The following is an 11,042-nucleotide window of genomic DNA, read 5'->3' on the forward strand; positions in this document are numbered from 1 at the left end:
CTCCTCGCTCGGCTACAAGCCGCCAGCACCGGTCGCTGTGGTCTGGCCGGCTGCGCAAACCCAACCCGCTTCGCCGGCCATCTCAACCGTGGCCGCCAAGCCCACCATGCACTAGATTAGAACCGGGCCACCTAACGGGGGCGGGCCATGACGCCATCGGGCTTTCCGCATAGTTCCGTCCGAGCTCTTCCAGAAACTGCTGCTGGTAGCCGAACACGAACAACTGGTCGTTTTGCGTGTGCCTGAGATCGTGCACGCAAATCCCGCCCGCCGTGCTTTCACAGAGGCTGGCGATCGTTCGGCAAGCCGCCGGCCATTTCAGCGGATCGAGCGCGCAGTCGTAGATCGCGCCGATCGCATCGGAAAGCACCGCGGCAGAGCTTCCATTCGAACCGGTCACGCTCAGCCCTTTCCCAACCGAATGATTGCCGGCCGGAAAACCGTGGCTCGACCAAGCAAGCCCGGCCCCGCAAATGGAGGAAATGTATTATGCTTTTGAATTTCAAGCGAAAATTGACAATAAGTAAAAGATTGAGACGCGACGGCAAGTAAATGATCTCCAGTATCAAACCAGACCGCAGACCACTTGACAGAAGCCCCCCGCCTGCGACGCTACGTCACTTAAATTGTTCGCCTGCACCAAGCTCATCCGGGTCGTGTCATGCGTGGGAGGGAAGTGCGATGGCAGAGATCCCCGCCGACGATCCGGCATTGAATGCCCCTGCCAGGCGGCCCGTGGCTGACAGGGAAGAGGGCGGCTCCTCGCCCACGCTGCAAGCGTTCGACGGCAATCCCCAGGGCGAATTCGGACCGCAGTTCTGGCAGAGGTTTCGTGGCACCGTCGCGCACATCTACACATTGTCGCTGCCGAATCCGTCCGAGCAAGCTCGCTTCACCCTCTCCAGCCGCACCTATCCTTTGCCCCGCGCGCTGCTGGTGCGCTCGCAGGGTACGGCGTTCATCATGACGCGGGGGCCCGCGCTGGTCGCGCGCAGCCCCGATCAGTTGCTGATCTATCTCGAGCTCGAAGGATCCTGTGACAATGACTGGGCCGGGCAGCGCGGACGGGTCGAGGCGGGCGATGTGCAAATTGTCGACTATGCCCAGCCATTCCACAGCGTGACGAGCGACTATGAGAACCTGATCCTCGTCCTCGCGCGCGACAGCGTGCCGGCGGCGCTGCTGGCCATGGAGCCGCACGGCCTGGTCTTTCGGCGCGGAAGCGGCGCCGCGCGGCTGATCGGCGCAGCGATGCAGGAACTCTACGCGCAGGCCGGTACCCTCACGGTAAGCGAAGCCGAGGCGGCCATCGAGGGCATCGTGGCACTGACGACCGCCTGTGCCCGCGCAAGGCTGGCGAGCGACGAAGCGGAGCATGTGAAATCGCGGAGAAAGGCGGCGCTCGACTATATCGACGCGCATCTTGCGAACGCGCAGCTCGGACCCGATGAGATCGCCGATGCGGTGCATCTCTCGCGGGCATCGCTCTACCGGCTCCTGGCGGCGGAAGGCGGCATTCGCGCCGTGCTGTTGCAGCGCCGGCTCGACCAGGCCCTGCGTCTCCTGCTGGCCGACAACCGGGACGAGTACTCGCTGGCGGACGTCGCCAAACGCTGCGGCTTTGGCGGCTTGAGCCAGTTCAGCCGGGCGTTCCGCGCGCGCTTCGACTTGCCGCCACGGCAATACCGCGCGCTCATCCGCCAGCAGGACGGCGATTGGCACGAGGTCCGCCTGAGGGCGGATGGCTTCGGTTCGTAGGCCCTGCCCTGGCGGCGGCGTGGATCGGCTATTGGTTGTCCGCGCCGCGCAGCAACAGGCACGCCATGGCCCCGGCGGGGGCGACCGGCACCGCCGCGAACGCCACGGCTGGCCAGCCGTAATGCGCTGCGAGCGCTCCCAGCATCATCGGCCCGGCGAATTGGCCCAGATTGCTCGCTTGCTGAAGCAAGCCGATCATCGTCGGAAGATTGGCGGGGGCCGGCGAAGTATGGGGCGCACTCGCATAGAGCGCTCCCGGCGCCAAGCCGCCGATGCCGAGCGAAATCGCGGCGAGAACCAGCACCGCCGGCGCGAAAAGGGCCATGCTGTAGATGAACGTGCTGACGACCGAAAATGTCAGCAGCGCCGTCGCGACGCAGATCCAGAGCCGCGTCGACCGGATAGACCTTCTGGCACGCTCCTATGCCGACGGCTCAGGTGAGGCCACGCTCGCTCAGACCTGCCGGAACGGCGCGGAGAGGCCATAATCGGCATCCGCCAGCGCACAGCCAAAGCGCAGGCCGGCCGTGCGCGCCCGATCGATCTCGGCGAGCGCGATCTCGGGCTTGGTCCGATAGTCTCCATGACCGTCCGGCATGCCGGTCCGGGCCAGTCGTGTGGGATCGCTCGTCCAGCGCTCGGGCAGGAACAGCCGGAACCCCACCATGATCGGCACCTCGCTGGAAGCCAGCGTCAGCGACACCAATGTCTGGCAGTTCGCGCTTGCCCAGGGTCGAGGCGTATTGCAGCGCGACACCGACCGAGCGCTCGCCCTTCTTAGGGAGGGCCGTATCGTCAACGATCAGCCAGGCCTCGGCGAGCAGGGCCTTCTCCAACGGCACCACGTCCCAAACACCGCCGGCGATAAAGTGATGAAGCTGGTCGTAACCGACGCCACCGTCGCGCGCCGCCATCGGCTGGATGCTCTTGCGATCGCCGGCTCCGATCAGCCCCGCCACATAGGCCGGACAGATCCGCGCCCGCACCTTGCGCCTCAGTGCGCCGAGAAAGGGCGCAAGCCAGCCCTCAAGATCGGACTTCCAGTTCTCGTCCATGGCCGGCCCTCCAGAAAGCCGGCCATCCATGAATCACGCAAACCCCGCCGCGGAAATCCCGAAAACCCGCGCCGCTCAAAAATCTGCCGAAGTAGTGATAGGCGTTCAACCGCCTTCAAATCTCAAGCCCGATCAGTGCGCTGGAACTCGCCAGTGAGCATCTGAGCGCTCTCTATGCAGCATCCGCACTGAGCCGACCGTGCAACCGGCCGACGATCGCGCGAAGAAGCGATCATCCACGGCCAGCGGTCGGCCAGGTATGCGCCATCGCTGCAAGAGTTCGCACCAGCCGCGGCAAGGCTGCCGGCCGATGGCGCGTCGGGTTCCAGATTGCGGAAACCTGGCGGCTGATTGCGGCACCAGACAGCGTCAAAGGGACCGGATTGAAATTGTGAATACCCTTTGAGGCCGCCGACGACAGCATGGCTATGCCGTGTCCCTGCGCGACCATCGCCACGAGAGCGTGAGGGCTGTCGCTTTCCAAGACGATGCGCGGCCGGATTCCGGCCTTCCGGAAACTTTCATCGACGAGATCCCGGGTCATGAAGCCCCTGCGGAGAAGCAGAACGGGGGCATCGGCGAGAGCTTCCAACGGAAGCTGCGCTTGCTCCCGGCGCGAATCCTTCGGCGGTAGATATGCGAGCAACCGTGCGACGAAGAGAGGAGCGGAGCCGAAATCCGCCGGATCACTGGGGGTGGCAATGGCCATGTGGACGGTGCCGCGCTCGACCATTTCGATCAGGGATCGGTTCGGCCCCTCGGCCAGAGTGATCTCGATGCCGGGGTTTTCCGCCCGGAAGCCCGTCAGCGCCGGCGCGATGAGGGATGCGATCGTCTGAGCGGTGGCACCGACGCGAAGATGTCCGACCTCGCCGTTCACTATGGATTTGCCCCGGACCGAAAGCGCGTTGGCCTGCTCGATCAATCGGGCTGCGCGCGGTAGGAGGTCCTCTCCCTCAGCAGTCAAGCTCAGACGCTTGCCGATCCTGTCGAACAGGCGAAAGCCGAGCTCGTCTTCAAGGGACTGGATTTGCCGGGAAAGTGCGGATTGGCTGATGTTCAGCGCCTCCGCCGCCCTCGAGAGGTGCATGCCCTCGGCGATAGCGACAAAGAAATGCAGCTTTTTCAGATCTATCAAAGCTTATGCACGTTTCGCATGAGGAGAGCATTCAAGTTTGCATTGGACACTGGATCGCTGTCGTTGCGCAATAGGTTCATGGCCGGCAAACGGTCAGGGGATTTGGACGTCGAACAGGGTATCGGGAGATCAACATGCGTATGCGACTGGCCATTGCAGGGGCCGCGATTCTCGGCCTGATGCAGACCTCCGCCCTGGCCGCCTGGCCGGAGAAGCCCGTCACGGTCACGGTCGGATTCGGAGCCGGCGGCACCACCGACGTGGTGGCGCGTGCCGTCGCAGAACTGGTGTCGAAGAAGCTCGGCCAGCCGGTCGTGATCGAGAACAAGGCCGGGGCAGGCGGAGCAGTTGCGGTCACGGCGCTGAGCAAGCAGCCGGCTGACGGCTACAACATCGTGGCGACGACCTCGACGACGATCACCCTCGATCCGCAGGTCACCAAGCTGGCCTTCGGGCTCGACGATTTCACCTATGTCGCGGCGACCGGCGAATTCCCGGAAGCCTTCATCGCGCTGCCCAAGAGCGGCTGGAAGACCCTCAAGGACGCGATCGACGCCAGCAAGGGCGCCGGGAAGACGACCTATGCGTCGAGCACCTCCCTCGATCGCATGATCACCGCCGCCCTCGGCAAGCAGACCGGCGTCCAGTTCGTGCCGGTTCCGACCCGCAGCGGCGCCGAGGTCGTGACGCAGGTCATCGGCGGCCATACGCCGCTGGGCTACTCTTCCGGCGCCTATTATCCGCAGGCCAAGAGCGGGGAGCTCTCCGTTCTCGCGGTGCTCGGCGAGCAGCGACTGAAGGGTCTGCCTAACGTGCCGACGCTGAAGGAGCTGGGCTACGGCCTGTCGAGCGTGAACCTGATCCTCTTCGTCGCGCCCAAGGGATTGCCGGCCGACGTCGCCAAGACGCTCTACGATGCGTTCGCCGCCGCTGCGGCCGATCCCTCCATCGTCGATCTGATGGAAAAGCGCAGCCTCAATCCGTTCGTCGCGACCGGCGAGGCGCTCGCCAAGACGATCGCGGGCCAGAGCGAGGGCTTCAAGAAGCTCATCGAGGCCTCGAAGTAAGAGCGGACGGTAGAGGGGCACCGCCGCATGCGCTCGCGTATATCTCTGATCGCGGAGACGCTGTTGCTTGCGGGCTTCTGCGTCGCCCTGCTGGTCTGGATTATCCCGGCCCAGACCAGCGAGGGCGGCTTCGGGCTCTCGCCGGCCTTCCTGCCCACGGCTCTGACCGCGGCCCTCCTCGCCCTGCTCGTCCTCGATGGCGGGCGGCGGCTCGTCTCGCGCCGCGCCGAACCCGCTTACCCGACCGGGATCGGCGCGCTCGGCCGGATTATCGGGCTCGCGGTCCTGGGGGCGCTGATCCTCCGCTTCGGCGGCATCGTGCCCGCCGGTGCCGTGACCAGCGCCGCCGGCATGGTGATCCTGGGAGAACGCCGCGCCCTTCCGGTCCTGGGGACCGCGATCATCTGCGGCGCCACGCTCTGGCTCGCTTTCGGCTGAGGCTCCATGCAAGACGCGCTTCTGGGATTCGGCGACGCTCTCTCGCCCGATACAATCGCCTTCGTGCTGATCGGTGTCCTGCTGGGCTATGTGATCGGCGTCCTGCCCGGCCTCAACCGCCCTGCGGCGCTCGCGATCGCCATCCCGCTCAGCTACTATATGAGCCCGGTCAGCGCCGTCGGCTTCCTCATCGGCATCGCGAAGGCGAGCGGTGCGGGAGGCGCGACTACCGCAGTGCTGATCAACGTGCCCGGCGAACCGAATGCGGCGGTCACCTGCCTCGACGGTTATCCGCTCGCACGCTCCGGCAAGGCGCGTCAGGCGCTGCAGACGGCGCTGTACGGCTCCGTTATCGGCGACGTCGTCGGCACGCTCGCCTTGATCCTGCTGGCGCTGCCGCTCGCACGCTTCGCGTTGAAGATCGGCCCGGTCGAAATGACGGCGCTGATGATGCTGGCGCTCACTTTCATCGCCGCGCTGTCGGGCTCGTCTCTCCTGCGCGGGCTGATCGCCGGAATCTTCGGCATGCTGGTCGCGACCATCGGTCTCGACATCGAGAGCGGCACGCCGCGAATGACCTTCGATCAGGTCGACCTGATGGATGGTGTCCCGCTCCTGGCGGTCACCGTCGGCATGCTCGCGCTGACCGAGATGGTGATCCAGGCCGAGGAACTGCTCGGGCGTCGCGGTAGCGACCCCACGCCGGTCGTCACCAGCGGGAAGGACGACCGTTTCGGCTGGCCGGAATTCCGCCACGTGCTTCCGACCTTCCTGCGATCGAGCCTGGTCGGTACCGTGATCGGCATCATCCCGGGGCTCGGCCCGAGCGTCGCGTCCTTCGCCTCCTACGGTATCGCCAAGCGCTTTGCCCGCCCGGGCGAGCGCTATGGCGAGGGCGAGCTGAAAGGCGTGGCCGCCGCCGAGACCGCGGACAACGCCGTCGTCCCCGCCAGCTTCATCCCGCTCTTCGCGCTCGGACTCCCGGGCAGCGTGTCGGCGGCCATCCTGATCGCGGCCTTGACGATCCACGGCGTCGTGCCCGGCCCGCGGCTGTTCGAGGAGCATGCCCGGCTGGTCTACGGGATCTATGGCACGATGCTCGTCGCGGCCGTGCTGATGCTGATTGTCGGCAGGGTCGGCCTCGTCGCCTTCGCGCAGCTCACCCGGGTGCCGGCGATCATCATCATTCCCGTGGTCGTCATGCTGTGCGTCGTCGGCTCCTATCTGGAGAGCCGCTCGCTCTTCGCGGTGCAGGTCATGATCGGCTTCGCGGTGCTCGGCTATCTGATGCACCGTTTCGACTATTCCCGCGTCACCTTCCTGATCGGTTTCGTCATCGGCCCCCAGTTCGAGCTGTCATTGCGACAGGCGCTGATCATCACCGATCGCGACCCGGCCGCCCTGCTGTCCCATCCAATCGCATTGGCGATCCTCGCAACCGCGCTCATCGGCGGTCTGCTTTCCATGCGGGCACGCGATCGTGCCCCGACGACCGGAGACATCACGTGAAGATCAACATCAACGCCGATATCGGCGAGGGCTACGGCAAGTATTCGATCGGCAACGACGCCGCGCTGATGCCGCTCATCGGCTCGGCCAATGTTGCCTGCGGCATGCATGCCGGCGACCCGACGATCATGGTCAGGACGGTGAAACTCGCCCTCGACCACGGCGTCTCGATCGGCGCCCATCCCGGCTTCAACGACATCTGGGGCTTTGGCCGGCGCCAGATCCGTATGCGCCCGCAGGATCTCGAATACTTGGTCACCTACCAGATCGGCGCCCTGCTCGCGCTCGCGCTCGCGCAGGGGGCGAAGGTCACGCATGTCAAGCCTCACGGCGCATTGAACAACATGGCGCATGGCGACCTGGACTATGCGCTCGCCATTGGCCGCGGCATCAAGGCCGCGGACCGCGAGCTCATCTATGTCGCAAATGCAGGCTCCCAGATGACGCTGGCCGCCCAGCAACTCGGGCTGAGAGTCGCGAACGAGGCCTATGTCGACCGGGTCTACGACGACAACGGCATGATGGCCTCGCGCGAGCGCGAGGATGCCGTGATCCGCGACCCCGAGCAGGCCGCGCGGCAAGTTCTCGACATCATCCAGAACAAGGCGCTGATCAGCACCTCGGGGAAACGCATCCCGGCGGAGATCCACACCTTCTGCATACATGGGGACGAGCCGACGGCGGTCGACGTGATGCGGGTGGTGCGGTCGCGACTCGCAGAGGCGGGAGTGGAGGTGGTCCCGCTTCCGGTTCTGCTCGGCTAGATCGCCGCGCATCCGTTCGGATGCGGTCACAGTGACCTATCTCATTGTTATCCTATCGGAGTTTTCTGAAAAGTGGATTCCACTTTTCGGTCTGATGTTATAAAAAGCCGCGGCTGGCGCTCTTCCGGCGACGATCGCCCCGCGCAAGACTGCTCGCGGTTTGCGCTACAGCCACCGGCGCGCCACAACCATGGCGCGCCCGACAGGTTTCGAACGAGTGACCTTTGCCGCTTCGGGCTCTGCTCAATCGCAAAATCCCTCGTTGCCGAAGCGGCCGCGATCGGCTATCCACCTTCCACGGATTGCGCCCGTAGCTCAGCTGGATAGAGCGTTGCCCTCCGAAGCTGGGAATCGCTTCGGCCAACGCCCCAGAAAACCCTTTGTCTACAAGATCTTGGCCTCCTCCGATGCCGATCCGGTGCGCCGACGTCTGGATGCGGCACGACCTCGCCGCATCTGTTCGTTGCCGCGTCTGCGAGATCGCCACTGACGCCGCTTGACCTGGGCACCTGGTCACCTGAAACAGGCAGGGAGCGGGGTGAGATCACGTGAGCGCTATCGAAGTTGGACCGGACGGCACTCTGTCCCGTCTGGAGCGAGTTAGTCTGGGAACCGATGGCGGTTTCAGCGAACGCTGGATCCAGGACCACGTCCACGAGCACCCAGATCTGATCCCCCTCGATCGCATTGAGCCCGGCGCAGGGCCGATGATCCCGATAGCTCGCGAGTTCGCGCTGTCTCGTTCCGGTGGACCTGTCTATCTCGACTGTCTGGGCGTCACCCGTGCCGGCCGACTGGTGCTGGTGGAATGCAAGATGTGGCGGAATCCGCAAGCTCGGCGAGAGGTCGTTGCACAGATCATCGAATACGCTGCGCTCCTGAAGGGGCTAGGCTACGCGGATCTCACGGCGAAATTGAAAGCATTCTCGCCTGGCCGAGGCGCCAATCCCCTCTACGAGCACGCTCGCAGCCATGGGACGGTTCTCGACGAAGCCGCCTTCGTCGATGCGGTTTCCCGGTCACTTGAGTTCGGAGACTTTCACCTGGTTATCGTCGGCGACGGGATCCGCTCGGATCTTCATGCGATCGGCGCCTACATCAACGAGACGCTGGCAGCGTTCAGCAGACTTTCCCTTGTTGAACTGCAGGTATGGAAGGGTGCTGCCGGCAACCTCGTGGTGCTGCCACAACTCCCGTTGAGAACCGAGATCGTGAAGCAGCGCCTGGTCGTCGATCAAGCCGGCGCACCCGTCCAACTCGCGCTAGAGCAGGCTGGGGACATCGGCGCCGAAACCCGCGAAGTTGTGCGAACTGACCAGGTGGGCCAGCGCGCTGCCAACCGTGTGTTCTGGCAGGCCGTCATCGACAGCGTGCGTCTCGATCACCCGGACCAGCCACCGCCGCGGCACGGCGGCGACAACTGGATCCGGTTCAGTCTACCAGCGGGCTTGTGGCTCACCGCATACCGTTGGGGTAAAGGCCCCGCCGAGATCGGGATCTTCCTGCCACTTTCTGGCTCGGAGGGCGCATCCATATTTTCAGCGCTGTCCGACGAAGCAGGCGCAATCCTGTCCGAGACCGGCTTGAACATAGCTTTCCGCGAAGAGCGGGACGACCCATTCCAGGCGAAACTGATCGTAAAGAGTGTCAGCGACGGACCGCGTGACACAGCGGCAGACATTCAATGGCTTGCCGGAGCTGCAAACAGCCTCGTGAACAGCTTACGACCTCGCCTGGCTCAACTTGCGCGCGGCAGCGACGTCGAGGAAACTACAAACTGACTGGGTCCGGTATTCGTTTTCGAGGTCCCATGTTCGACGAGCTTGATCGTTTGCAAAAGCACCGAGGCCATGTCGTGGTCGCTCATCGCGAAATGATATCCTTGCTTCCGAATCGACGACATAGGCGCGGAGGGTCCAACCTTGAATAGCATTCCAAGCGGACGCTTTGTCGTGCTGGATTTCGAGACGACCGGCCTCAGCCCCGCGATGGGCGCGCGGGTGATTGAGGTGTCAGCTCGCGAAGTGGTGGATGGCCGCGCAGGCCACGAATTTCTTACCTTCGTCGATCCAGGCGTCCGCGTGCCGGCCGAGATAACGCAGATCACCGGCATAACCACTGCGATGCTAAGCGGCGCACCGACCTCGTCCGTAGCCATGCATCAATTGACGTCTTTCATCGGATCATCGCCGATCGTTTGTCACAACGCCGGCTTTGATCGGCGATTTTACGAACACGAGGCGAGCGCGTTTCTCGATGGGCAGCCTGTTCGCGCTTTCTGCACTTTGCTGTTGGCTCGGCGCATATTTCCAGGCCGGAAAAGTTATCGACTAGGTGGCCTTATCGACGAGATGGGCATCGCGTCGCCTGGTCGCCTGCATAGGGCGAGCGCAGATACGTTTGTTACCGCCCACCTGTTTGATCGCATCTGCGCCGACGCACGCTCTCGCTGTCGCGCCGAAACCTTTGATCACGACGTGTTGCACCGGCTGCAGCGGATTCGGATTGCGGGAGCACATGACTGGCTGGCGACGTTGGGGAGCCCTACTGCACCGCGCGGCAAACCTGGATCACTCGAGCGCGGCACGCCGAACACAAGCTCGTTGAACTACCCCCAATGACCTCCTGCTCCTGACGATCGTCAGCTTCGACTCGGCCTGGACAGATAAGCTCACAGCACCTGGAGCCGCCTGCGCTATTCGACGAATGCTCGCTGCGGGCCGCTGTCCCCTCGTTCCAACTGGACGGCTCGAACAGCTTCCAGCGCGACCAACGCTGCGGCGACCTTTGCGCGTGCTTCCTCGATGTCAGCCATGACCAAGCAGTCGCTCCGGTGTATGGCCGCCAGGAAAGCCGCAAGAACCGCAGGGCAATTCGCAGCCAGTCCCAGGAAGTGATCGCCACTGGGAGCGCGCTCGCCGGAGAGCCAGTTCTTCACAGTTCGGTCGTTCGCACCAGTCCAGAGCGCCACCGTTTTGATCTTGGACGACTGCCCCTTGAGCGAAGTCCGTAGGGCTGTCGCCACCAAGCGGGCGAATGACGGCGCACGACGCCTGGGCAAGATGTTGCCCGTCTGAGGAAAGGACATTCCACCACCTCCACGCTGTAATGCCGGGCGAACGCGCCGGCACGGCGCAGAGTGTGGAGCGAATGCGTTTGAGCGGGTGTCAACGGCGGTCGGATTCCAGGCCAGGGTGGCGGAGCAAAAGTAGGCCACTGGCGTCGTGGAGCGGCGGATATGGCAAGGGCCCCGATCGGGGCCCTTGCCATATCCGCTGCCGGGATTGATCAGGCGATGATCTCGCCGGTTTCA

Annotated in this window: 10 protein-coding genes and 1 pseudogene; 7 read left to right on the forward strand and 4 right to left on the reverse strand. The window is 64.3% G+C overall.

Going from position 1 to position 11,042, the window contains the following annotated elements:
• Nucleotides 1-82: 82 nt before the first annotated feature.
• Nucleotides 83-400 carry a hypothetical protein gene (locus tag J0J10_RS00535; protein ID WP_291644397.1) on the reverse strand — a complete coding sequence of 106 codons (318 nt, stop codon included), beginning with the start codon at nt 398-400 and terminating at the stop codon, nt 83-85.
• A gap of 281 nt (nt 401-681) precedes the next feature.
• Between J0J10_RS00535 and J0J10_RS00540 the strand changes: the two genes are divergently transcribed.
• The gene (locus J0J10_RS00540; RefSeq protein ID WP_291640554.1) at nt 682-1,758 is read left to right on the forward strand and encodes a helix-turn-helix domain-containing protein; all 1,077 of its coding nucleotides are present in this window, start codon (nt 682-684) and stop codon (nt 1,756-1,758) included.
• A 28-nt stretch (nt 1,759-1,786) separates the two neighbouring features.
• Here the strand turns inward: J0J10_RS00540 and J0J10_RS00545 are convergent, their stop codons facing one another.
• The 3 genes and pseudogenes from J0J10_RS00545 to J0J10_RS00555 form a co-directional block, all read right to left on the reverse strand.
• Complete coding sequence (locus J0J10_RS00545) at nt 1,787-2,083, reverse strand: hypothetical protein (RefSeq protein ID WP_291644399.1); 297 nt, start codon at nt 2,081-2,083, stop codon at nt 1,787-1,789.
• A 112-nt stretch (nt 2,084-2,195) separates the two neighbouring features.
• A pseudogene (locus tag J0J10_RS00550) lies at nt 2,196-2,850 on the reverse strand (IS701 family transposase); the annotation flags it as partial.
• 195 nt (nt 2,851-3,045) lie between these two features.
• Complete coding sequence (locus J0J10_RS00555) at nt 3,046-3,951, reverse strand: LysR family transcriptional regulator (RefSeq protein WP_291640551.1); 906 nt, start codon at nt 3,949-3,951, stop codon at nt 3,046-3,048.
• Between the two features lie 134 nt (nt 3,952-4,085).
• Between J0J10_RS00555 and J0J10_RS00560 the strand changes: the two genes are divergently transcribed.
• From J0J10_RS00560 to J0J10_RS00585, 6 genes are all read left to right on the forward strand, one after another.
• Nucleotides 4,086-5,018: a Bug family tripartite tricarboxylate transporter substrate binding protein gene (locus J0J10_RS00560; protein WP_291644401.1), complete on the forward strand. Its 933-nt coding sequence runs from the start codon at nt 4,086-4,088 to the stop codon at nt 5,016-5,018.
• 27 nt (nt 5,019-5,045) lie between these two features.
• Entirely contained in the window at nt 5,046-5,456 is a 411-nt protein-coding gene (locus J0J10_RS00565) for a hypothetical protein (RefSeq protein WP_291644403.1), read from the forward strand.
• Nucleotides 5,457-5,462: 6 nt separating this feature from the next.
• Nucleotides 5,463-6,965, forward strand: coding sequence for a tripartite tricarboxylate transporter permease (locus J0J10_RS00570; protein ID WP_291640546.1), 1,503 nt, complete (start codon nt 5,463-5,465; stop codon nt 6,963-6,965).
• Nucleotides 6,962-7,729, forward strand: a complete 768-nt coding sequence (locus J0J10_RS00575; protein ID WP_291644405.1) for a LamB/YcsF family protein — start codon at nt 6,962-6,964, stop codon at nt 7,727-7,729. Before J0J10_RS00570 ends, J0J10_RS00575 begins: the two co-directional genes overlap by 4 nt.
• A gap of 548 nt (nt 7,730-8,277) precedes the next feature.
• The gene (locus J0J10_RS00580) at nt 8,278-9,510 is read left to right on the forward strand and encodes a PDDEXK family nuclease (protein ID WP_291644406.1); all 1,233 of its coding nucleotides are present in this window, start codon (nt 8,278-8,280) and stop codon (nt 9,508-9,510) included.
• Between the two features lie 141 nt (nt 9,511-9,651).
• On the forward strand, nt 9,652-10,350 hold the full coding sequence (locus J0J10_RS00585; RefSeq protein WP_291644407.1) for a 3'-5' exonuclease: 699 nt from the start codon (nt 9,652-9,654) through the stop codon (nt 10,348-10,350).
• Nucleotides 10,351-11,042 lie beyond the last annotated feature (692 nt).

Origin of the sequence: Allobosea sp. (assembly GCF_017308075.1) — a bacterium.
GTDB lineage: Bacteria > Pseudomonadota > Alphaproteobacteria > Rhizobiales > Beijerinckiaceae > Allobosea.

What these genes read in the sequence shown, in the direction of transcription:
- J0J10_RS00540 (WP_291640554.1), top strand. Translation starts at nt 682, where the DNA reads ATGGCAGAGATCCCCGCCGACGATCCGGCATTGAATGCCCCTGCCAGG.
- J0J10_RS00545 (WP_291644399.1), bottom strand. Translation starts at nt 2,083, where the DNA reads ATGGCCCTTTTCGCGCCGGCGGTGCTGGTTCTCGCCGCGATTTCGCTC.
- J0J10_RS00560 (WP_291644401.1), top strand. Translation starts at nt 4,086, where the DNA reads ATGCGTATGCGACTGGCCATTGCAGGGGCCGCGATTCTCGGCCTGATG.
- J0J10_RS00565 (WP_291644403.1), top strand. Translation starts at nt 5,046, where the DNA reads ATGCGCTCGCGTATATCTCTGATCGCGGAGACGCTGTTGCTTGCGGGC.
- J0J10_RS00570 (WP_291640546.1), top strand. Translation starts at nt 5,463, where the DNA reads ATGCAAGACGCGCTTCTGGGATTCGGCGACGCTCTCTCGCCCGATACA.